Origin of the sequence: Enterococcus pseudoavium NBRC 100491 (assembly GCF_001544295.1) — a bacterium.
GTDB classification, from domain to species: Bacteria; Bacillota; Bacilli; order Lactobacillales; family Enterococcaceae; genus Enterococcus_A; species Enterococcus_A pseudoavium.
In genome coordinates this window covers 19288-43696 of sequence record NZ_BCQF01000007.1, presented here as the reverse complement: position 1 = coordinate 43696, position 24409 = coordinate 19288, and the positions used below count along the sequence as shown (strand labels likewise).

Annotated in this window: 18 protein-coding genes; 5 read left to right on the top strand and 13 right to left on the bottom strand. The window is 42.1% G+C overall.

Going from position 1 to position 24409, the window contains the following annotated elements; all coding sequences use genetic code 11:
* The first annotated feature begins 140 nt into the window (after positions 1-140).
* Positions 141-1082 (top strand): helix-turn-helix domain-containing protein, encoded by a 942-nt coding sequence (locus tag EP1_RS04930; RefSeq protein WP_067624367.1) that lies wholly within the window; start codon positions 141-143, stop codon positions 1080-1082.
* 141 nt (positions 1083-1223) lie between these two features.
* Here the strand turns inward: EP1_RS04930 and EP1_RS04925 are convergent, their stop codons facing one another.
* On the bottom strand, positions 1224-2204 hold the full coding sequence (locus tag EP1_RS04925) for a hypothetical protein (protein ID WP_067624364.1): 981 nt from the start codon (positions 2202-2204) through the stop codon (positions 1224-1226).
* Between the two features lie 285 nt (positions 2205-2489).
* Between EP1_RS04925 and EP1_RS04920 the strand changes: the two genes are divergently transcribed.
* On the top strand, positions 2490-3884 hold the full coding sequence (locus tag EP1_RS04920) for an amino acid permease (RefSeq protein ID WP_067624361.1): 1395 nt from the start codon (positions 2490-2492) through the stop codon (positions 3882-3884).
* Positions 3885-3977: 93 nt separating this feature from the next.
* Here the strand turns inward: EP1_RS04920 and EP1_RS04915 are convergent, their stop codons facing one another.
* Entirely contained in the window at positions 3978-5093 is a 1116-nt protein-coding gene (locus tag EP1_RS04915) for an AI-2E family transporter (RefSeq protein WP_067624357.1), read from the bottom strand.
* Between the two features lie 231 nt (positions 5094-5324).
* Between EP1_RS04915 and EP1_RS04910 the strand changes: the two genes are divergently transcribed.
* Positions 5325-5945 (top strand): hypothetical protein, encoded by a 621-nt coding sequence (locus EP1_RS04910; protein WP_067624355.1) that lies wholly within the window; start codon positions 5325-5327, stop codon positions 5943-5945.
* A gap of 117 nt (positions 5946-6062) precedes the next feature.
* Here the strand turns inward: EP1_RS04910 and EP1_RS04905 are convergent, their stop codons facing one another.
* Positions 6063-7241, bottom strand: a complete 1179-nt coding sequence (locus tag EP1_RS04905; RefSeq protein ID WP_067624352.1) for an aminotransferase class I/II-fold pyridoxal phosphate-dependent enzyme — start codon at positions 7239-7241, stop codon at positions 6063-6065.
* Positions 7238-7732, bottom strand: coding sequence for an Lrp/AsnC family transcriptional regulator (locus tag EP1_RS04900; RefSeq protein WP_067624349.1), 495 nt, complete (start codon positions 7730-7732; stop codon positions 7238-7240). Before EP1_RS04900 ends, EP1_RS04905 begins: the two co-directional genes overlap by 4 nt.
* Before the next feature lie 236 nt (positions 7733-7968).
* Between EP1_RS04900 and EP1_RS04895 the strand changes: the two genes are divergently transcribed.
* A complete protein-coding gene (locus EP1_RS04895; protein WP_067624346.1) occupies positions 7969-8298 on the top strand; it encodes a hypothetical protein in 330 nt (109 codons plus the stop codon).
* Between the two features lie 49 nt (positions 8299-8347).
* Here EP1_RS04895 and EP1_RS04890 read toward each other — a convergent pair whose 3' ends face one another.
* From EP1_RS04890 to EP1_RS04850, 9 genes are all read right to left on the bottom strand, one after another.
* Entirely contained in the window at positions 8348-8896 is a 549-nt protein-coding gene (locus EP1_RS04890; protein ID WP_067624541.1) for a hypothetical protein, read from the bottom strand.
* A gap of 105 nt (positions 8897-9001) precedes the next feature.
* Entirely contained in the window at positions 9002-10003 is a 1002-nt protein-coding gene (locus tag EP1_RS04885; protein ID WP_083507495.1) for a TMEM175 family protein, read from the bottom strand.
* Between the two features lie 173 nt (positions 10004-10176).
* The gene (locus tag EP1_RS04880; protein ID WP_067624343.1) at positions 10177-12567 is read right to left on the bottom strand and encodes a Xaa-Pro dipeptidyl-peptidase; all 2391 of its coding nucleotides are present in this window, start codon (positions 12565-12567) and stop codon (positions 10177-10179) included.
* Between the two features lie 219 nt (positions 12568-12786).
* A complete protein-coding gene (locus EP1_RS04875; protein WP_067624340.1) occupies positions 12787-13152 on the bottom strand; it encodes a PqqD family protein in 366 nt (121 codons plus the stop codon).
* Positions 13145-15064, bottom strand: coding sequence for an OPT/YSL family transporter (locus EP1_RS04870; RefSeq protein WP_067624337.1), 1920 nt, complete (start codon positions 15062-15064; stop codon positions 13145-13147). Before EP1_RS04870 ends, EP1_RS04875 begins: the two co-directional genes overlap by 8 nt.
* Positions 15065-15150: 86 nt before the next feature.
* A complete protein-coding gene (pepV, locus tag EP1_RS04865; protein ID WP_067624334.1) occupies positions 15151-16569 on the bottom strand; it encodes a dipeptidase PepV in 1419 nt (472 codons plus the stop codon).
* A 623-nt stretch (positions 16570-17192) separates the two neighbouring features.
* Complete coding sequence (ppdK, locus tag EP1_RS04860; protein ID WP_067624331.1) at positions 17193-19811, bottom strand: pyruvate, phosphate dikinase; 2619 nt, start codon at positions 19809-19811, stop codon at positions 17193-17195.
* Positions 19812-20016: 205 nt separating this feature from the next.
* A complete protein-coding gene (locus EP1_RS04855) occupies positions 20017-20526 on the bottom strand; it encodes a YehS family protein (RefSeq protein WP_067624328.1) in 510 nt (169 codons plus the stop codon).
* A gap of 122 nt (positions 20527-20648) precedes the next feature.
* On the bottom strand, positions 20649-22397 hold the full coding sequence (locus EP1_RS04850; RefSeq protein WP_067624325.1) for a glycoside hydrolase family 13 protein: 1749 nt from the start codon (positions 22395-22397) through the stop codon (positions 20649-20651).
* A 504-nt stretch (positions 22398-22901) separates the two neighbouring features.
* Here EP1_RS04850 and abc-f point away from each other — a divergent pair.
* The gene (gene abc-f, locus EP1_RS04845; RefSeq protein WP_067624322.1) at positions 22902-24398 is read left to right on the top strand and encodes a ribosomal protection-like ABC-F family protein; all 1497 of its coding nucleotides are present in this window, start codon (positions 22902-22904) and stop codon (positions 24396-24398) included.
* Positions 24399-24409: the final 11 nt, after the last annotated feature.

Sequence of the window (24409 nt, the reverse complement as noted above, 5' to 3'; positions counted from 1 at the left end):
ATATAAACCTTTTATTTTACAAGGGTTTAGAAAAGTTTAGAGGAAAGTTTAGCGTATTTTGAAGCGATGGAGGAATAAATGATGTTATACTTAACGTGCGAAGCAGGATTTTTCAACTTCAAAATGAAAGGGGATTCAATATGATCGTAATCTTCATTTATAATATCCTTTTGATCATTCTATACTCTGTAACCATGGCATTTGCGATCAATTTCTATTTAAAAGAAAAAAACAAACTGTTTTTATTAATCAGCGCCTATCTGGCCTTCTTTATTTTCGATAATATCATTATTTATATGACCGAGTTCATCAACTCCTTTGCCCACAGCTACGACCAAGCCTTTATGAGTGCCCCTGCAGTCAAAACCATTATTTTTCTCGGCAATGCCTTCTTCTCCGTTTCGATTATCGCCGCTCTCCGTAAAGAAAAATTCAAGGCGTTGCATTATGGCTTATTGATTGCTTTAGCTGTTTGGATGATCTCTGTCCCGTTACTGCCCAATTCAGCTTTTAAAGTTTGGCTTTATTACTTGGCCAATCAGCTTTTCCTTGGCTATTTAGGTTTTTATTGTTGGCGCGGTAGTAAAAAGGCCTTGCCGGCAATGAATCAAAGCTATTTAAAAAAATTAACTTTGATCAACATCTTCTTTAGTATTGTGATCGTGCTGGAAGATAGTTTCGTGATTTTCAATATTGATCAATACAGCTCGTTGACCACTAAAATTTATAATCGCAGTATTTCAGAAGATATCTTTTCCATTGTGATTTGTCTCCTGCTCTTCCACTTCTTCTTAAAAAACCAGCCGGAGCCTGAAGCGACTGAGGATCAAGATACTACTCTTTCCATCCGACAATTTTGCACTGCGCATCAATTTACTAAAAGAGAAGCTGAGATTTTTGCATTATTACTGGCGCATCAGACCAACCAAGAAATTGCCGACCAGTTATTTCTCTCGCTGGGAACGGTTAAGACCCATGTTCACAATATCTTTATTAAACTGGATATCAAAAAGAGAACGCAGATTTCCCCATTATTTGAAGAATACCAAACCACTTCCAAAGAACGGGTTACACTAAGTTGATTTTACTCGCTAAAAAAGGCGGTCTGACAAAAAAATCTTGTCAGACCGCCTTTTTTCGCAGAAACGTCTTACCCGTAGGTCTTGAAAAAAAGTCAGCTAAAATTTCTTGCAGCAGTTTCGCCCCATCATAGCCCCCTTGACTTAGTCATCCGATGAATCGGATTCTTCTGAAGAAGAGCTGGAACTAGAGCTCGAGCTGGAAGAGCTGCTGCTGGAATCAGATTCGCGGGAACGAGATTCTGACTCGGCTTTTTTACTGTCAGCTTCTTGTTGCTTGCTCTCATCGATCGAATCCAATAGCTCTTGGTAGGACTCATAGATTTCCTGCTGATCGGCTAAATCTTTCTTCAATTCAGTCAATTCTTTATTCCGTTCCGCCAGTGCTTTGGCTTGCCGTTCTTGATAACTTTTTTCCGCGGCTGCCATCGCGGCATCGCTTTGTCGGATCTGACTGGCAAATTGTGCATTTGCATTCGCCAGTTGATTTTTAACAGGGGCTAATTTATTCAACAGTCCTTGTTTTAAATCACCATCCGGCAAAATCGCCAATGTTTTTACTCCAGCCAAATAATCCGACAAGCTCAAATCAGCGCCTTTATTCAGTAAATTCGTTACTTCAGTTTCCGCATTGCTGAAATCTTTGGCCTGTGCTTCCGCAATTCCTAAGATCATACCGAGATCTTGGCCCCAGTCCTTCTCTTTGGCTGAACTTTCACTTAGCCGCTCTTGCAAGCCTTTGATTTTAGTCTCATTAGCAGATTTTAAAACTGGATGGGCCGCTAGATCCAAACCATTTAACACGTCATGTTCAAAAAGTGCGTTTAAATCGGTCTGAAGTTCAAAATTTTGCTTGGCTTGTTCGATATCAGCTAAGGTCTGGCTTTCACTTTGCTGATTCTTCACTTCCTCCGCTAAATCATCAAAGGCCGCCACTGAAATATCCGCCTTAAAATAGCCCGTTTTTTGATCGGCGTAAAGATCGGCTAAACGTTTATTCAGTACTTGTTTATTTTCTTTTTCTGATTGAATGATTTTATCTTGATAAATCTGGTAACCAGCAAAACTGACCGCGCCCAGCACAACCAGTCCTAAAATTACCCAACCGATCGTCTTTTTATTCAAATCGGTTCCTCCTTATTTCTCTTCTTTTTACGAGTATGGAAAATAGCGATACTGCTACTATTAAGTTGAACATAGCAGAATCTATTTAAGAATTTTCCAATATTATAGCATTTTAATCATTCCTAGAGATGAGTTATAGCAGATTCTTTAATAACTCTTTTGATTTTTTTGTTATTTTAAAATTATTAGAATTTTTTAGCAATTATTTTTTTAAAAGGATTATAGTTAAATTACTAAGAATTTTCTGATAAAATCATTCTAATCTTAAAAAAAGGACTGATTTTATTGGAAAGTCATGAAGAATTAGATAGAGGATTAAAAAGTCGTCACGTCCAGCTGATTTCTATTGGGGGTGCGATCGGAACCGGTTTGTTTCTTGGTTCTGGCAAAACGATTCAATTGACCGGTCCTTCGATCCTGCTGTCTTATCTGATTACCGGTGGCATTATTTTCCTAATCATGCGCGCTTTAGGCGAATTGATGCTGTCAAATTTGAATTACCATTCATTTTTAGATTTTATTGCTGATTATTTAGGCACCAAAGTGGCCTTTGTAACCGGCTGGACTTACTGGTTTTGTTGGATCGCCATCGCGATGGCCGATTTAACAGCGACGGGAATGTATGTAAGCTATTGGCTCCCTCATATCCCCCAATGGTTGCCTGAGATCATTGCTCTAGCTTTACTCTTAGGATTGAATTTAGTAGCTGTTGGTTTGTTTGGCGAATTAGAATTTTGGTTTGCTTTGATTAAAGTAGTCGCCATCGTAGCCTTGATTATTGCTGGTGGAGTAATGATCTTTACCGGTTTTAAAACGAGCGCCGGACCCGTTGAAATTAGCAACCTTTGGCGCCATGGCGGCTTCTTTCCAAAAGGGGCTGGTGGTTTCGTCCTCTCCTTCCAAATGGCAACTTTCGCTTTTTGCGGTGTCGAATTGGTTGGTTTGATCGGCGGCGAAACTTCGGATCCTAAAACCGTGCTCCCTAAAGCCATCAATACGATTCCCGTTCGGATCATTTTATTTTATTTAGGCTCACTCTTTATGATCATGTCGATTTATCCATGGTCAAGCTTATCCGCCGATCAAAGTCCCTTTGTGCAAGTCTTTTCGGAGATCGGTATTACGGCGGCTGCTTCGATCGTTAATCTAGTCGTTTTAAGCTCTGCCATGTCGGCTTGTAACAGCGCGATTTACAGCACGAGTCGGATGGTTCGTTCATTGGCCCAAGAAGGCAGTGCACCAAAAACCTTTACTAAATTGACCCGTAATCGCGTTCCGGGAAATGCGCTGATCTTTTCAACGATGATCATTTTTATTGCAGTCATTATGAACTTTTTTGTTCCTAGTCACATTTTCACGATGATCAGCTCGATCGCCACGATCTGCTTTATCTTTATTTGGGGCATGATCGTCTTTACCCATCTGCGCTATCGGCAAACCAAACCGGAATTGGCAGCTAAAAGTACTTTCAAGTTGCCCCTATTCCCTTATACGAATTATTTGGTCTTTGCTTTTCTCGCTTTCGTCTTGTTCGTTTTAGCACTAGCAGCTGATACACGGGAAGCTTTGATCTTTTCGCCGCTATGGTTCATCGCACTATTGGCGATTTACCATTTCAAATTCGAGAAAGACAAACCGATATTCGGTAAAATTTTTAAGAATTCTGAAAGTCGCAATTAAAATCAGTTATTTTTTTATGGGCCAAGCTTATCGCGACTTTTCACAAATAAAAAGGAGGTACGACAATTTTTTTGTCGCACCTCCTTCTTTTATTTAGTCTTCTCCCCGATCTGTAAAGAGCTGACTCTCCCGCCGCAGCAGATAAATTTTATGGATGTTAATAATCAAGGTCTTGATCACGGCATAGACTGGAATACAGATCAGCATCCCGACGATCCCTGCCACACTTCCGGCTCCAATCAATACTAAGATAATCGTCAACGGATGGATATTCAAGGATTTACCGAATAAGAGCGGCTTGATCAAATTACCGTCTAACTGTTGAATGACCAAAATGGAGATCCCCATGTAGAGCGCTTGAAAAGGTGAAACAAATAAACCGACGATCACCGCTGGCACCGCTCCGATAAAGGGTCCCACATAAGGAATGATGTTCGTAATGCCGCAAAAAATCGCCAACAACAGACTATAAGGCTGTTTAAAAATACTCATAGCAATAAAACTTAAGATTCCAATGATAAAAGCATCCAACACCGTACTGCTGATATAAGCTGACAAAGTCTCATTCAATTCACGGACTGTTTGCCGTAATTCTTTGCGAATCGTCAGGGGAAAGAACTGTGAGACGGCATCTAAAAATTTGTGGCCATCTTTAAACATAAAGAGCAGAATAAATGGCACCGTAAACAATAGTACGAAGAATTTCATGGCAAAACCGACAACCAAAGACAGACTAGAGGTTACACTGACTAACCCCATCTTGATCAAATTATTGATCGTCAGATTCGCAGAAGCCAACTGCTCTTCTAAATTGAAATTCTTAAATTCCGCTTGATTGGCCAGATCATTCAACCAACGACCGGTTTCTTCCGCATAAGCCGGTAAATTCTGAGTAAGCTGAACCGTTTGCTCGATCATTCTTGGCACTGCGTTCATCATGATCAACACGATAACAATCGCCACCACGATAAAGGACAGCAAAAACCCAAAAACGCGGGGAATCCCTCTTTTTTCTAAAAAAACCACGATCGGATCAAACATGTAATAAAGAAAACCTGCCACTAACAGCGGCAATAAGACCGCGGAAAGCATCCCAATCACTGGTTTAAAAACATTCGGCATTTGTAAAAGAAAATAGATCCCGATAATCGTTAAGACAATCTCCGCCGTCCAAAAGAACAGTTTAGATTGTTTGAAACGTGATAGCATAAATGCCTCCTTTAAAAAATCATTAGCCCTGAGGACCTACACTCATCTTATCATTTATCGTAAAAAGTAAGAACGGTTTTGCTGAAAATAAGCTATAAGTTTTAGTTAATAACTAATTTGACAGAAAGATTCGCTCCTCGCTTACCCTTTTAATGAGGAAGCTTGTTAACTGCTGGCTCTTCTTGTATGCTACAATTTACTAAAACCCACTATAATAATGAGGAAATACGTATGAAAAAAATAAGAGCAAAACTGGCCAGCGAGCAACTCGCCGAAAGAATCTGCTACACTATCCTCTGCTTTTGCGGCATCTTTTTCCCCCTTATAATTTTTAGTTACTATTTTTTACCGGAAGCACTCCTGCGGGGGAAAACCGGGGCTACTTTTGAAATGACTGGAAACTTATTGAGCCACACGCTGCAAATTTTCCGGTGGAACTTGCTTTCAGTGGGCTGTCTTTTGATTGGCTCGCTTTTTTCCAAGAAAACAAAAAAGGAAAAGCACTATTTTTCAACCGGTTATACCGTATTCTTTGTCCTGATCGCCATCAATGCCATTACGCTCGGCACTTGGTCCTTCTCCGTTGAAAGCGTAGCGGTTCCCTTAACTAAGCGGATCATTGGTCTTTTTCAAGTAAATAAAAATGCGGGGCTGATTGAAATGTTTGGACAACTATTGATTCTCTGTTCTTTGGCAAACATCAGCCTAGTCAGAGTCTGTGGCAAAGAGATCCAGACTAGAAAATTTAGTGCCATCAAACTAACGACTAGCGAAAAAATTGGGACCCTGCTCGGTTTACTACTGATTTTTGTGGGCGCCTTGATTGAAAGCCACACGATTTTAAATCGGTGATGAGTGGACTTGGCTAGCTGAAACATGTAGACACAAAAGGCGAAAATCCTTCCATATTCTTTAATGGAGGACTCTCGCCTTTTTTGTCGCAGATTTAATAATGTTCGGTTGACACGCTTATGCCTCCGCTTGCTCCTGCAAACGCTGGATAAAGCGTTCTAAGCGCCGGATCGCCTCTTTTAGTTCCTTGATGGAATACGCATAAGAAAGACGTAAAAAGCCTTCACCACTTTGCCCAAAAGCTGAACCAGGAACGACCGCTAATTTTTCTTCAGCCAATAGGCGCAACGCAAATTCCTCACTGCTTAAGCCAAATTGGCGGATTTCTGGAAAAAGATAGAAGGCGCCTTTGGCCTTGTAACAGGGTAAGCCCATTTGCTCCAACGCATGGTGCAAATAATTGCGGCGTTCTTCATAAGATAAACGCATCGGCTCGACAGTTTCCTGCCAATTGTTTTTCAAACCAGCTAAGGCGGCATATTGGCTGGCAGTCGGGGCTGCCATGATCGTGTATTGATGCAATTTTAACAACTGCTCCATAAAAATTTCCGGTCCCGCCATAAAGCCTAAACGCCAGCCAGTCATGGCAAAGCCTTTTGAAAAACCATTGATTACGATTGTCCGCTCTCGCATTTCCGGCAGTTCCGCGATGCTGGTGAAGGGCTCATCGTAAACTAATTCCGCATAGATTTCATCGGTGATCACTAGTAGATCATGTTTTTTCACCACATCGGCAATCTTGATCAACGCTTCGCGATCCATCGTTGCTCCCGTCGGATTATTAGGATAGGACAAAATGAGAATCTTGCTCTTAGCCGTAATCGCGCCTTCCAATTCTTCTGGCGTCAGCATAAATTGATTGGCGGCCTGTAAATCGATGGGCACCGGCGTTCCCCCTGCCATCTGAGTGATCGGTTCATAACAGACAAAACTTGGCTGGGGAATAATCACTTCATCGCCTGGGTCAATGAAAATCCGAAGCGCCAGATCAATCGCCTCACTACCGCCGACTGTCACCACGATCTCACTTTGCGGATCATAGTGGACTTTATTGCGAAAAGCCAGATACTCACTGATTTTTTCCCGCAGTTCTAATAGACCGGCATTGGCCGTATAAAAGGTTCGCCCTTCCTGCAATGAGCGTACCCCCTCGCGCATCATATGCGAAGGCGTATCAAAATCCGGCTCCCCCACTCCTAGAGAAAGGGCATCGGGTTGTTCCGAAACAATGTCAAAAAATTTGCGAATCCCCGATGGTTGAATCTCAGTAATTTTTTTAGTCAAAAAATTTCTCATGGGCTCACCTGAATTCTATGATCGGAATCGTCTTGATACAAGTCGATCCCCCATTCTTTGTATTTATCCAACAGAAAATGCGTTTGGGTGCCAGAAACAGCGGGAATCGATGCCAAATTCGTCGAGATGAATTTTGAGATCTCTTTGATATTGCGCCCTTGCAGCAGCAAAATAAAATCAAAACCACCGCTGACAAAAAAGAAGGATTTGACTTCGGAAAACTTGCGTACTTGTTCCGCAATTTCACGATACCCCTCTTCACCGTTAGGGATCGTTTGGACTTCGACCAAGGCTTCGATCCAATCATCTTCAACTTTATCCCAATCGATCAAGGCCCGATAGCCGCAAATTATCTTTTCTTGTTCCAAACGTTTGATTTCTGCCGCCACGATGACAGGCTCTTCCCCCAGCATGACTGCGTATTCCTCAACGCTTAAACGGCAGTCGGCTTCGATCAGTTTTAATAACTGCTTGCGTTTACTTTGTTCCATTTGAACGTCTCCTTTAACTTAACAACTTGTTAGTTAGTTTTAATCTTTTATTTATTATTCCCAAAAAAAAGAAAACTGTCAAATTATTATGAAAATTCATGTTTCGTGTTGGAAATTATCCAAATTCCTTTTTTAACGAAAATATTTCATGGTTTTTATAACACAAATGAAGAATTTCATAGTACAATAATTAAGATGAGAAACAAGCAAAGTAGAGCCAGATAGGAGGATTGTGAATGGAACAAGTAGTCGAACTTTTTATTGATAAACAGCGGGAACGCCTAGCTGATGGCAAGATCCGCCAGGAAGAATACGAAGCCTTTTTAGAGGGAATCAATGATGCCCTTTCATTTTTAGGCAAGCATTATGTGAACAGCTCACAAACAGTTGAAAATGAGGAACGCAAAGCCGTCAGCTTTAACGAGATCGAGGAAAAATACAAGAAATTTCGTGAAGTCGCCATGTATAAAAATAGCTTCCTTCGCGTTTCAGATATTATCAAACATTCCGGTCAAATGACCCCCGAACTTGAAAAAATTACCAATACAATCAAAGAAGAACTCTAGAAAACCGTTTTTATTTTCTAGAGTTCTTCTTTTTTGCGCGTGATGCCTGTTAGCCCTTCAATAGCAACTCATTGTAAAAGGCTTGACCGATTTCTTTTAATTCGGTTTTATTAAAGGATTTTGCCATCCAAGTCGGCATCACCATTTCGATCTGACCGTAAAGTTCAATCATCACTTGAATAAAACTTTGCGCATCTAATTGATCGATCGCTTTTCGTAAGCGTCTCGCCGGCTCCAACAGTTGACTTTCCAACTGACGACTGCGATAAAGCCGATAGATTGTCCGACCTTCTTCTGCCGCCAATGAAAAGAGCGGCTGTTCACCAGCGATTGATTGCAGACTTTCTTGCTTATAACGATCGTAACGCTGCTGCCATTCCAATAATTCACCATAAACGGTTTCAATTTTTTGCTGGCGCACGGTCGCCAATGCACTGTAAAAATCAATCGGTAATTTTTCGACCCGGCGGTCTCGTTTGATCCAAGTCGCCAAGGTCGATTGGGGGATACCGGCCAACTGACCGAATTGTTCAACCGTGATTCCCAAGTCACGGCGAATGTACATCTTGATCGGATGTTCAATCGTGGTTAATGCCATTTTAGCCACCCCACTCTCCTGCAATAGTTATACTTCATTATAACGAAGCCGCTAAAAAATACCAAGCTGAACCGCAGCGGCTTTTCAGCTTGGTCGTTAGTTACGTTAGTTGTGTTCTTTTTTCTTTTTGCGTCGCCGGCTTGGACTTTCATGTTGATTTACTTGATCAGTCGGACCTTTTGGTTGATTCAGCCAGTGATCCTGTTCCGTTTGCTGGTTGACACGACGCTCCGTCATTTCCTTTTGGATTGCCAAGCGCTGTTTTTGTTTTTCTAAACGAGTTAGCTCAGCGGCTACTCGGCGGCGATCATTCTCATTTAAGGAAGCCAGCTGCTCTTTCCGCTGCTTGATCTCCTTGTCGAGATGATCTTCCCAATCCGCCATGACTTGCTTCCAGCGCTCCGGATCTTGCTCATCGCCAGCTCTTAGGGAATCCCGTAGTAAGGTCGAATAACGGCGGACGGAATTGCCCCAGACTTGATTCCGAGCTTGTAAATAATCCGTTTGCTGTTGATTATCCAAAGATGCCAGCAAGTCATCCTCTTCGCGATCCACGATATTTTGTAAAAAGGCCAGAATCGGTAAAATCAAATAAATCACCAGTGCTAGTTTTACAAAAAAATGACCAAAAATCAACAATAGCAACCGAAAGCCGATCGCCAATAGATCTTGTCTGTTCAATTCCTGCACGCGCCGTTTTCGCTGTGTTTCATCCTTCAACGACTGCTCAGTTAAGGCGACGATCAAACGCCGCATCACGAAGGTGACGATCAAGGTCAATACCCCATAAATCAAAAGGGTCTGTTGGATCGTATCTTCGATCAACAAGCGAGTAGCCGACGGGACCAGTGACAAGAAAAACAATAATAGTAGATAGACCACTAGATCCTTATTTTTTACTCGCTCGATTTTATTGAAGGCATAACCGGTCTGAAACCATAAATTAGCCACAAAACAAAAACTAATAAAATAAATCCCCACCGCCCGAAATAAGGAATACATATCCACCGTTCCATTGGTGGCGGTCTGAATCGGTAATTCTAAAACGATAATCGTCAGAATAATCGCGATAATCGCATCGCCAAAAACTACCACGCGTTCTTTCATCTTTTCAGCTCCTGACTTTTCTTTTGGCTAGCCGCCTGCAGCAACTAACCTTATCAAATCTATCATAGCTCAAACCTAGTAAAAAGAATAATGATACGGATAAAAGTTGGCTGATGCTACGAACAGCAAAAAAGCGGTGTGACAAGAATTTTGTCACACCGCCTTCTGCTTCCTTATTCGCCGATCGGTAAAATCACGGATGATTCGGCCAAGTCTAGCGTATAATCTATCGCTTGATTGCCCCGCACGGTCATGCCAAAATCAGTGCCATAAACGGCTAAACCAATTTGACGACCGGCTGGCAAATGATACATCGTCGGTTGCAAGCTGACTTCTACTTCAACGAACTGATTGGCCTGCAAGTCATCATTTTTCCAAGCATTTTCCCGATTTTGCAGATTGATATGACCGCGGGTAATCAGCTTATACTCATCTTCTGCCCCTAATTTGAATTCAACTAAATTATCTTCCCGCCAATTACGACCTAATGGCAAGCCGTGTAAAGCCAAAACATCCGGAACTGGTTTCAAACGTTGAGCCGTCCCAAAGTCGATCAATTCAAAACTCAACATGCCTAAATCCAGACTGGAAGCGACTTTGATTTTAACTTTTGGTCGACCGTTTAAGAAGAGCGCTTCATTCAATTTAGCGGTTTTAGCTAAATAGCGGTGCCCATCCATGGGGCCAGCTTCCTTCAACTCTTTTTCCCATAAATCGATATTTTTCGTATAGCCTTCATATTGCGCTAGTGGCAATTGATCGCTAAACGTCAGTTGGCTTTCACTGGCGGTTTCGGTCAGCGCATTTTCAGCTAGATGATAGACTTTTTCATTGGTAGGGCCCCAATCTGTCAAAGTCTCCCACGTTTCTGGTGCCGTATTCTTTTGGTAAACGATGTCTGGCAAGATTTCCTTGGCATTGTTTTCTACATCGTAAAGTTTATGACTCAGCCACAAGTTCATCATATCTTGAAAATCTAGTGACGGCATATTGTTGATATAGATATGCTGTCCTTGATGTAAGATCAGTTTTTTCGCAACCGGTACTTCTTTTAAAGCCTCCCACAGATCGGCTACTTGCCGCGGTTTCACGTTCCAGTCATTCAATCCGTGAACCATCACCACATCACATTTGATGTCTTTGATCAACGGCAAATAATTTCGTTCGTCCCAGAAGGTATTATAATTGCCAAACTGGCGGTCTTGCAGGATTGCCATTTCCTGCAAATAATTCAAGAAAAATTCCTTACTGTGGAGATAATCCCCAGCGTTACGCATCTTACTGAAAGTTTCGATTGCCAGTACGTCGGCATCTTCGCCCGGAAAGCCCCCCGGAGCAATCACTAATCCATTATCCCGGTAATATTGATACCAATCAGAAATCGCTGCTTCGGAAATAATCGTTTCCAATCCTTCAACTTGGCGGGTCGCACAAGCCGTCGCCAATGTTCCTAGATATGATTTTCCGGTCATCGCTACCTTACCATTGCTCCACCAAGCTTTGATCTCGATCTGATCGGTCCGGTTGGTGAAGGCCCGCCGATTGCCAGCCAACCATTCGATATAAGCCACCATCGCCGTCGTTTGTTCGACAGAACCACACGTTTGAATCCCATCGGAATCCCGCGTACCGATACCCGCACCGTAAACTGCCGCAAAGCCGCGCGCTAAGAAGAAATCATTCAAACTATGATTGTTCTCCCGGCTAAACGTTTCCGTCGCATGGGTCGCATGGCCTTTGACAGCTCGCTCTTTTGGTAATACAACGGGAGTTGGTTGGTATTGAATCTCTTCATAGGTCGTTTCCGTCGGTTCTTTGCGCTCCAAGGGCACATTGACATCATAAGTCAATGCTTCGCCAGCTGGCCCATTGACTCCTTGACTGTAAGGACTCGCCGTAAAGACCGTCGCGACTTGCAAACCTTCTTCCGTTTCTTGCGGACGTAAAATTTCTAACTTTAATAAATCCCGCTGACCATCTTGATCCGTATCCAAAGGCGCTTCCACGTAAACTACTTCTCGTATCAAACGGCTTGTATCAAAAACGGCTTGGGCTTTCCCGTTGAAGAAGAACGGTTTACTAACCGTCGTTTTTTCGTAATACCCCTCAGAAGCCAGCTTATCTAAATAATTCAACCCATTTTTCGTATGGCTGATTAAGAGTAAATACCATGCTTCGATCACCGTCTCCCGCAATGAAAAATCACCATCGATCATGGGAACGCCAATTTTTTCGGCATCCGCCAAAACATTTTTCACCTCAAAATCAAGCGTTGGTTCAAATTCCAACTGCTGCAAAGCCACTGTGTAAAAAACTTCTTTGGTGACAGGCGTGCCGGCTTGGTAAAAAGCGCCTAAGTCTGTTGTTTCATTCGCTAAAAAGTTTCCTAGTTTATTGACAAAGCCGCTGTGGTCACGCACCGCTAAAAAACTTTTCTGTAGAAATTCAAACCAAAGTTTCGTCGCATCTTTCGCTGACTCAACTGTCAGAAACTCAGCCGCTGATAATTCTTTTTTCGCTTCTGCTAGTGAAACACGTTTTAAACCAAATTGATTAAGTTTCATCTCGTTCGCTCCTTATTTTTCGTTACTTTTTCCAGAAAACTAAGCATCTTTATTCCTGATAAAATAATTATAACAAATCCCACTTCGAATTTGCTTAAAGTTCAATGAAAACGGTTGCTTTATACTCTATGCAGAAGACCAAAAAATTTAGGTCTTCCTCTTTCCTGAGCAAAACAACTAAAAATGCCCTCCAAGCTGATTGCTTGAAGGGCATTTCGATTAAACTAACTCAATATATTTTTCATTCTTCTCTAAATGATGCAAATAAATCAGTAAGCGATCATACAATTGATCATTGGCTTCTTCGATGGCTGAACCAAGGTTTTCACCGATCTCTTTGACTGTTCGTTGACCGTCGATCTGCTGAAGAATAAAACTGCCATATTTATCTAGTTCCATCTCAGAAGTTTCTGGGATCTTGTAATGAATCTTGCGTAAGACTCGTTGGATCCAAGCATTTTGTTCGGTAATGACAAAGACGATGCCATCGCGAACGTCATAATGCAATCCTTCTTTGAGGCGATAAACCCGTTTTAACAGTTCTTCCGTCTCCGGATTTACTGCTTCCGGCTGGTTTTTAGTCATTGTGTTTCACTTTCTTGACGCTTAACAATGGCGCGATAATTGCTACCACTAAGATTGCTAATAACAAGAAGGCTGAACCATTAGATCCTAAGAAACCAGTTGGTGAGCCAGGTGTTACGACACCTGTTACTTGTAAGATGATTCCGATTAGACCGATGATTGAGCCACCAGCAATCAAACCAGATGATAAGCTGACACCCAAAGTAATCCGTTCTTCGGCCACTTCTTCGGTTTCTTTTTTGTTTAATTCATCGATTAGACGACGGATTAAGGCACCAACTAAAATGATTGAAGTTGTTGAAATTGGTAAGTAGAAACCAATCGCAAATGTCATAATTGGCACTTTCATGAAGTGTAAAACAATCCCCATTACGATCCCAGCGATAACCATATGCCATGGAAGTGATCCAGACATGATCCCTGAAGTCAATGTTGCCATCAAGTTCGCTTGTGGCAAACCAAATGGAGGATTTGAACCAGTGATTGCTAATTGTGGAGCTAAAATAACCATCATACCAGTTACGATAACGACGCCCACGATATTAGAAATAATGAAGTAACGACGGCCTTCGTTGAAGTTTCCGCCCATTACAAAAGTAACTTTTTGTGATTGAGAATAACCACCGGCTACAGAAATTGCTAATACGATAAAGGTACCGAACATTAATAATTGTTGTGTATTTTCAGCTGACGTCCAGCCCATCATAACAAAGACTAATGTCAAGATAACCATTGACGCAATCGTCATACCAGATACTGGTAAGTTTGAAGTTCCGATTGTACCAGTCAAACGACCAGCAACGATAACAAATAGGAAACTTAAAACGATTGATAAAAGACCACCGATCAATGCCATTGCGACACTGCCAGTGATGATGAAGCCCATTACGATACCTACGACAGCACCGATGATCAATGGCAACATTCCGCCGCCTTCTTGTTCAACACCGTCTTTACGGCCTTTCAAAGTTGCAGAGATTGATGAAATGATTGTTGGGATCAGTTTGATCGCACCGATCAATCCACCAGAGATCATCATACCAGCTCCGATGTATTTAACATAAGAACCAGAGATCACAGCAAAGTCAGAAGCGCTCAACAATTGTGCTGCATTATCCCAAACGTGTGCATTGCTGTTAGCCATTTCCATGAAATAGCCAAGTAAAGGCGCAATCGCGAAGTTTGCTAAGATCGAACCTGCAAACATCAACACAGAAACGTCCATCCCAACGATAAAGCCGATTCCGGCTAATAATGGGTTAACTTCTGTTTCAAATTTCCATTTGTAGAAGCTTTCATTTACATAGCTGATGACATTGTTCATGATGCCGAAAACAGAACCAGTCAAAGCCGTTAAAACTCCACCGATACCAAAACCGATTCCCATGTATTTCAATGAATCGCCACCAGTATCAGAAGCGACTAGTGTTTCAGAGATCGCCATTGCTTCTGGATAAACCAATTTACCGTGTTCAGAAACTAACATGTAGTCTTGAACGATTGAGAATACACCGACACCTAATAATACAGCACCGATACCAAGGCCGACTCCTTGGATGAAGTTCACTTTACCACCGACTAAGATTACGGCTGGTAATACGAAAATCATACCTGAGGCAACTGATTCCCCACCACTTGACATTAATTGCAATAAGTTCTTACCTAAAATTGTTTTAGGTTTTACAAATAGAGCGACTAGCCCTGATCCAATAATTGCACCTGGAATACCTGCGGCTACTGTCAGACCTGCTTTCATACCTGAATAAGCAGTCGATGCAGCGAATAGTGCAGCCAGTAAAATACCTAAGATCATAATGATCGGTGAACCAGATTTTTTAGGTTTGTCTGCAACGTAAGGGACGTAATCCTTACCTGCTACTCCACCAAAAGCGTCTTTTGAGAGTTTTTTCATTATCTTTGAAATTCCTTCCTTACTGTCTTTTCCTCAATGAGATGAGGAATCCTGTAAGAACAGGATTCCTGCTCTCTCATAAGTGCCTATTTAGCTAAACGATAAATTGCATCTGCATAGATAGCTGTTGCTTTGAACAAGCTATCAAGCGGCATAAATTCGTTTGGTTGGTGCATTACGTTTTCTTCACCTGGGAACATTGCGCCGTATGCGACACCACGTTCTAAGATTCGACCGTAAGTACCCCCACCGATTGATTCTTCATGACCTTCAAGGCCAGTATGTTCTTCGTAAACGTCCAATAATGTTTTCACTAATGGATCAGTTGCGGGAACATAGTGAGGAGTTTTCACATCACCGATGATTGCGATGGAAACGCCTGCTTCTTTAAGAACTTCTTCCATGTTCGCTAAGATCTCATCTTTTGTGATACCTTCTGGATGACGAACATTGATTGTGATTTTTTTGTCGCCAGCGGCACTGTAATCAAACAAGTTGGCTGATGAAGTAGTTTCACCCATTACATCGTGTTTTGTGTAAGCATTTAATTTCTTACCACTGTAATCTAAGTGTAAGTATTCAGCTGTTGTTTTGATGTAGTTTGCGCCATTGCCGTCTAAGTTGTAATCAGCTAGGAATGCTGCTAAGAACGTTGCAGAGTTCACGCCGAATTTTGGTTCTTGTGCATGAGCCGCTTTACCGATCACAGTCAGTGTGATTTCACCGTTGTTTTCAGCAAATTCGCCCTTCACGTCAGATTTTTTGATGAAGGCTTCAAAAGCTGCTTTCATGTCGGCAACTTTTCCTTCGTCGTTAACTTTCAAGACTGCTGTTGCATCTCCTGGTACCATGTTCGTCCGTAAGCCAGATTTAAAGCTTACTAACTCAAGGTCGCTAGCTTCAGCGTTGTCTTTGTTAGCAAAAGTTAATTCGTAAGATAAGATCCCTTTTTCACCATTGATGATTGGGAATTGAGCATCTGGAGAAAAACCAAATTTAGGCATTTCTTCCACTTCCATGTAACGGTGGATGCCGACCCATTCGCTCTCTTCATCTGTACCGAAGATAAAACGAATCTTCTTAGAAATTGGTAATTCCAAATCTTTAATGATCCGCATTGCATAGTAAGCTGCGATTGAAGGTCCTTTATCATCAGCTGAACCACGTGCGTATAATTTTCCATCTTTGATGACTGGTTCAAATGGATCGGTATCCCAGTTATCATCTACTGGTACTACGTCAACGTGTCCCAATAAACCAAGCATATCGTCGCCTTCGCCGTATTCGATGTGGCCAGCTACGTTTTCGATGTTTTTCGTTACGAAACCATCACGCTCACCAAATTCCAATACTTTACGTAATGCGGCAGCAGGTCCAGGTCCAAGAGGTTCTTCTTTTGTTCCATGTTCCACGTCGCGAATACTGTTGATGCGAATAAGATCGCCTAAGTCTTTCAGTAAGTCGTCTTTGCGTGCTTCTACTTCTTTTTGCCAATCAATTGTCATTGTTTAATCCCTGCTTTCTCTTTTTTGTAACAAGTTTTCAAACCTGTTAGATTCATTAGAAAGATCATGTCCAAATAAATTTTTCAAATTTTGACAGCTTGAATAACTTTTTCTAAAGACGAATTCACGGTCCCTTTTGAGGATGAAAAACGCCAAAACAATCAACGGAAAATTCCGCTCATAAATGTCAGAAATGTTATTCTATGATTCCTAATTCCGCAGTTTGTTTCACCTCCCAAATCAATATTATACCGTATTATTATTCATAAGTCATTGTGAAAAAACTATCATCCAATAAAAATAAGTCGATTTTTATCAGAAATAAACTTTTTTACTAGTTTTCCCCCGTTATTCAAGCGAGCCAAAATCCGGTCTTTTTTTTGATGACATGACGTATTTTAAGCCTATAAGAAGTATAGCGGAGTTTGAATGCGTTTACAAATTATATTTTATTCATATAGCGTCTTTTGTTCTCATTTTATTGTTATCTATTACTAATTTTTAAATTTTTGAATTGTTCTGATAATAACAAAAAAAGAACCTCGTTCATTCGAGGCTCTCTTTTTAAATTCATTCCGTTTTTTAATCAAAAACTCATATAAATGTTTTTTTATCCGGTCTTCTTACATTTTTAAAGCAGCTTGCGCCAGCGTCATCTTCGCTTGGGGAATTCTAAATGGCGAGCACGAAATATAATCGATCCCTAAATCCTTCAAAAAGGCGATTGATTTCGGATGAGCAGCTGCCTCCCCACAAATACCAATCTTCAATTGAGGATTTGTCTTACGACCCCCTTCGATTGCTAGCTTCATCAACGCGCCTACTCCAGCCTCATCCAATACTTGGAAAGGATCATCGGCAAAAATACCGCTGTCCAAATATTGCGTAATAATTCGTGGCGAATCGTCCCGCGATAAGCCCAACGCCATTTGAGTCAGGTCATTGGTCCCAAAGCTAAAGAAATCTGCATATTCAGCAATCTCTTCTGCCACAAAGCAGGCTCTAGGAATCTCAATCATCGTGCCGATTTGATAAGCTAAAACTAGTTGCTGCTTCTCTAAACTTGCTTGAATCGCAGTTTCGATCGCTGAACGAACCCGGGCAAATTCTTGAGCATCGATTGTAAAGGGAATCATGATTTCCGGTTGGATCACAAAATCGTTTTCTTGCGTGACTTCACAAGCGGCCTCAATGATTGCCTCGGCTTGCATTTGATAGATTTCAGGATAGGCCACCCCTAAGCGTAAGCCGCGGAAACCTAGCATCGGATTGACCTCGGCCAAGTTATCCGTTTTCCGTTTCACTTCATTGAATGTTTTCCCTAAATCCTTCGCGACCTCGCGACATTCATCGGCACCCTTTGGTAAAAACTCATGCAATGGCGGATCAAGCAAGCGAATCGTAGTGGCTTTGCCTTGAGCAGCTTCATACATAAATTTAAAGTCCTGTTTCTGGACTGCCTTCAACTCTTTTAAGACAGCAAGCCGTTCGTCTAAACTATCCGCCAAAATCAACTGCCGGAATTTCAAGAGGCGACTTTTCTCAAAAAACATATGCTCCGTTCGGGCCAATCCAATGCCGACCGCCCCTAAAGCCATTCCTGTTTGAATATCCTTTGGCGTTTCGGCATTGGCCCGCACTTTGATCCTAGCATGACGATCCCAAATTGCATGTAAATCATCTAATGCGACGGTATTCGTCACTTCTTCCATCGGAATTTCACCGAAATAGATTTTGCCGGTGCTGCCATCGACGGATAAAATGGTTCCCTCTTCGATCGTTTCACCAGCGACGGTTGCTCGTTTTTCCGTTTCACTGACATCCAGGCGTTCACAACCGACGACGGAGCAAATCCCCATCCCCCGAGCCACTACTGCCGCATGGGAAGTCATTCCACCACGACTAGTGATCACGGCTTCACTGACTGCGATGCCTTCAATATCTTCCGGTGAGGTTTCTTCTCGTACTAAGATCACCTGTTCACCGCGGGCTTTGGCCTCGGTCGCAGCTTCCGCTGTAAAATAGACCGCTCCGGTTGCCGCTCCGGGACTAGCAGCTAGACCAGATAAGAATGAGACTCGTTTTTTCAGGCTATCGGCGTCAAAATTAGGATGCAAGGCGGCTTCCAGATCCTTCGCTTCGATTCGATTGACTAATTCATTTTCATCGATAATCCCTTCATTATAAAAGTCCAGTAAGATCTTCAAGGCCGCTTTCGATGTGCGTTTGCCACTTCTTGTTTGCAAAATAAATAATTTTTCCCGTTCGATGGTAAATTCAACGTCCTGCATATCATGATAATGCTTTTCGAGATTCTCGCAAATTTCCTTCAACTGCTGGAACTGTTCGGGCAATTCATCGGCTAACACTTGGATCGGTTTCGGTGTCCGAACCCCTGCTACAACATCTTCCCCTTGCGCGTTAATCAAATATTCACCGAACAAACCGGGATCTCCTAACGATGGATTGCGGGAAAAGACGACACCGGTGCCAGATGAGTCGCCAAAATTCCCAAAGACCATCTCTTGAATATTGACTGCCGTTCCTAAATCATCGCTGATATCATGCAGGCGACGATAAGTTTTGGCCCGTTGATTGTTCCAGCTACCAAAAACGGCCTCAATCGCTAGATACAGCTGTTCGATTGGATCTTGCGGAAATTCACGTTTGAGTTGTTTGCGATAAATTTCTTTGTACTCGCTTACAATTTGTTTCCAATGATCTGCCGTTAATTCATTATCAAAGTTCAAACCGTTGACTTTTTTCAAGGCTGTGATGCGATTTTCAAACTCATTATTGTCCAGCCCCATCACGACGTTGCCGAACATTTGCAACAAACGACGGTAACAGTCATAAGCAAAGCGTTCGTTTTGACTATTGCTGGCAAGGGCCACCACGGTTTGATCATTTAGCCCTAGATTCAAGACAGTATCCATCATGCCCGGCATCGAAAATTTTGAGCCGCTGCGGACAGAGACTAATAAAGGATTTTCAAGGTCATTAAATCTTTTTCCTGTTTTAAGTGACAGTTTTTCAACGGCTGTCATGACTTGCTCTTTCATTTCAGCAATCAGCTGGTTGCCATGATTTAAATAATGCAGACAGGCTTCGGTAGTTACAGTAAAACCGGTCGGTACTGGCAGCCCTAATTTGGTCATCTCAGCCAGATTAGCACCTTTCCCACCTAATAAGTCTCTTTGTTCTTTTGATCCTTCTGAAAATAAATAAACCCAACGATTCATGGAATTCTCCTTTAAAATAGTTTTATTTGACTTGATTACAGTTTAATACGATGATTATATAAAGTCAATAAGATGTTTATTTATTTTTATTAACCACATATAAGAGAATGAATCCCGACTCAATTATATTTAAGGCAAAAAAAAGGTGTGACAAAATACTTGTCACACCTTCTTTTTCGAATAAACGGGATAGCCACAATCAGCCTTAGTCGCGATAACAAAGCGCCAAACCTTTTAAAAAATTCCGCGTATAATTATCTCCACAAGGTTTAAAATTGCGGTGCCCTTCTTTGCGCATGATCCCACTAAGCTCACTTTTTGATGGATAGACTTCAGCGGCTGCTAAAATATCTAACAGATCCTCACTAGTCAGTGCCAGTGCAATCTTAACTTTTTTCAATAGCACATTATTGATATGTTTGATCTCCCCAGTTGGTGCCGGTGTCGGCTGCCCCGCTTGATTTTTAGGTGCGCCTCGTTTCAAAAGGATAAAACCGTTCAAAAAGGCATCAAATGCTTGATTGTCCAACATTTTATCGTAAATATTTTCTTCAAAATCGTTCCCTGCGACTTTTTGCCGGCCGCTTTTTGTCAGCAAAGCCTTTTCTTCTTTGCTTGAGATGGTTTGGCCACCTAATTCAAAAGCTTTGATAATATCCGTATCTTTAATATCCAAGGCATAGCGTAGCCGTAATAATCGATCATTGTTGTTCATCATATTCCTCCACCGTTTGTACTGCCTTTTACTATATCACATCTGCCACGCTAAAAGCGTTCGACCGCGCAGACTCGGTGAACGCTTAAGCAAAATGAAATAAATTTAAGGCAAAGTTGAGACTAGCTTTCTTCGATCACAAAACCATGCGACAAGAGCTGGTAATCAGTATCTTCATAAATATTTTGACCAAATAAACGACAGCCGCTTTTTTCAACGCGAGTCGGTTGACCTTCGTTAAAAGTCGCGATAAGCGTTTTCCCGCGATAGCTACGAGTCAGAGAGAAGATTTTCTGCTGATCATCGTATTCCCAAATCAATGTCCCATAACTGAAGACATCAGAAAACTGCTTTCTAAGGGCGATCAAGGCTTTGACAAACGTTTTGAATTCCTCATCTTGCTCGTCCCAGATCATACAGCGCCGACAATCCGGATCCATCTCGCCTTCCATCGCTACTTCGGTGCCATAATAAATACAAGGAGTCCCTTTTTGGATGAACATAAAGGTCAAGACGGCTTTTGCCAAGTCACGATTTCCTTGACATAAAGTCAAAATCCGCGGTGTATCATGGGAATCTAGCAAATTAAAACTGACTTCATTGATTTGATCCCGATAAAGCAATTGCTGGCGATTCATTTTAGCGATCATTTGTGAAATCGAGATCGACTGTTCGATGAAAAAGTCCTTGATACTGTCTGTAAAGGCGTAATTCATCACCCCATGGAACTCGTCGCCTTCCAACCAGCGTTGGGCAGAATGCCAGATCTCCCCTAAAATATACAAATCGGCTTTTTCTTGCAAAACCGCCGTATGAAATTTTTTCCAAAAATGATGATCGACCTCATTGGCAACATCCAGCCGCCAGCCATCGATATCAAACTCACGAATCCAATAGGTCGCAATAGCTAACAGATACGCCTGTACCTCGGGGTTCGCCGTATTGAGCTTAGACATATTTGGATTGAAGTTAAAGGTATCATAGGTCAGATCTTTCGCATTTTCCGAACCGGGAATCGCTGTATAGCGCGGCGGAAAAGAATCAATATGGAACCAATCGGCATATTGTGATGCTTCTCCCTGCAAAAGCACATCCTGCCACTGAGGGGAGCTGGCTCCGAGACGATTGAAGACCGCATCCAACATGATCCGCATGCCCCGCTGATGAGCCTTTTCTACCAATTCACGGAAAATTTGTTTATCACCAAAATGGGCATCAATCTCATAATAATCAATCGTGTCGTATTTATGGTTCGACGGTGAAGTAAAAATCGGACATAAATACAAGCCGTTCACGCCTAAATCTGCTAAATAGTCCAATTTATCAATAATCCCCTGCAAATCACCGCCAAAAAAGTTCTCTCTTGTAGGTTTTTGACTGCCCCACGCTAAAACGTCTGCGGGATCGTTGGTAGGATCACCATTATAAAAACGTTCGGGAAAAATTTGATACCAGACCGTTTCGGCGACCCAATCAGGTACTTTGCAACGATCGATTTCTTGAAAATAGGGCATCCGAAAATAAAGATTGTCCTGACTCAGCCGTTCCAGTGTATAATCAAAAACTCCTTGATCATTATAAAAAGCTTGTTCGCCCTTCGGATCGGTTAAACAAAACCCATAGGCCAAACGCCGATGCGGAGCGGTCACTTCGATCTCCCAATAATCGTGGAACTCGGTCGTATAGGCTTTTTTCATCGGTTGTTGTTCTTGGTACCATTTCTCTTTCGCAAACGTATAAAAATCTCCGCTGATCAACCCGACGGATTCAATCTCAGCCCGAGTCGTTTGCAAGCGAATCCGCATCACATCTTTCGTATAAAGATAAGCAAATTCGCTTTCGGGACGATGATAAATTCCTGCATGATTCATCCCTCCACCTCCATTTCTGTTTTCATTGTACCAAAAATCATGAGAGGGCCTCTAGTCTGAACTTTCTCAAGGGTTTATACGCATTTTTTTTAGCAAAATATGCTAATATAGTAGTAGAAGAAATCTTTCTTCGCCTCGTTTATCGAGGATCACTCCAGGGCGTAGCATGTTTGGGGAAGCGGCTGCGTCCGTATTTTTTTTTGACAAAATTCGCAGATTCTGTTTTAATAAATGTATCAAAAACAGAAACGAGGGATCATGCCATTGAAAAACTAAGCGAATGTTGGAAGTTGCAAACTGATATTATCTTGACCGATGTCAAGGGATCAGTGGGCAGATTTTCAGGATTGGCTTAGGATTTCAAAGGATGGTCTCTTTTTGTTGTTTTTCTAGTCTAGCTGTCAATTTTATGGCTAGTTCGACAAAGACCTCCCCCTACTCCTTTCCTGAAAATTGGGAAGGATTTTTTGTTTCCAGCGGGAAACGAAAAGGGGGAATTTTTTTATGTCTACCATTAAACTGACACATTTAACTTTCGGCTTCGATAAACAAGTCGATTTACTATTTGAAGATGCAAATTTAACCATCGACAGCAGTTGGAAACTGGGCCTCGTTGGGCGTAACGGACGCGGCAAAACGACTTTATTACAGCTGCTGTTGGGGAATTATCGTTACCAAGGAACCATTCAATTTCCCATGCGGCCGGTTTATTTTCCAGCCGCCGTCACTGATGAGGCGCAATTGACTTATTATGCCCTGCTGGAAGTGGCGGATTTTGAACTTTGGGAACTGGAACGGGAAATGAACTTGATTCAATTAGATCCTCAGCTCCTCTGGCAACCGTATCAAACACTCTCTGGCGGTGAACAGACCAAAGTTTTATTGGCGCTGCTGTTTACCCAAGAAGATTTTTATCCTTTGATCGATGAACCGACCAATCACTTAGACCAGCCCGGCCGGCAGCATGTTGCTGAGTATCTTCAGCACAAAAACGGCTTTATCGTCGTCAGTCACGACCGGCAATTTTTGAACCAAGTCACCGATCATACTTTGGCGATTGAAAAAAGCCAGCTAGTCTTATATCAAGGTAATTTTGCGACCTATGAGGAACAGAAAAAATTGCGGGATGAGTTTGAATTAGCCCAAAACCAAAAGATCAAAAAAGAAATCGGTCGGCTGAAAAAAACGGCCGCCGAAAAAGCCGAATGGTCGCGTTCACGAGAGACCGATAAATACGGCAAGCCTTCTGAAAAAGGCAGCGGGGGCATTTTCGATACCGGTTTCATCGGTGCTCGAGCGGCCCGGACTATGAAGCGTTCAAAAAATATCGAAAACCGGATGTACGAACAGATCGAAGCTAAAGAAGGACTGTTAAAAGATTTGGAAGACGTTGATCATTTAACGATGAATTATCAGGCGAGCCGCCATGCTCAGCTCTTAAAAATCACGGATTTGATGCTCCACTATGAAGGGCACGCCCCGCTTTTTGCGCCCCTCTCCTTTGAGCTGAAGCGCGGTGAAATCACGGCTTTGACTGGCGCTAACGGCATCGGAAAATCCAGTGTGCTCCATTACTTGCTGGGCAGTTTTACAGGCGAAGCCAGCGGAGAACTATTGCGTCCCAACACCAAAGTCAGTTACGTTCGCCAAAACTATGAAAATAACCGCGGCAGTCTGCAAGCTTTTGCCGAAGCCAACCAGCTAGATTATTCCGCTTTTTTAAACAATCTGCGAAAACTCGGGATGGAACGAAATGTTTTTCAAAATAACATTGAAGAAATGAGCATGGGCCAGCGAAAAAAGGTGGAATTAGCTAAATCTTTAGCTCAAGAAGCGGAGTTGTATATTTGGGATGAACCCTTGAATTATCTAGACGTTTTCAACCAAAAGCAGCTAGAAGATTTACTCCTGCAAATAAAACCGACCATGCTGATCGTCGAACACGACCAAACTTTTTTAGAAAATATTCATGCGCACCAGATTGCTTTAAAAAAAAGCTGAACAAAAAAACG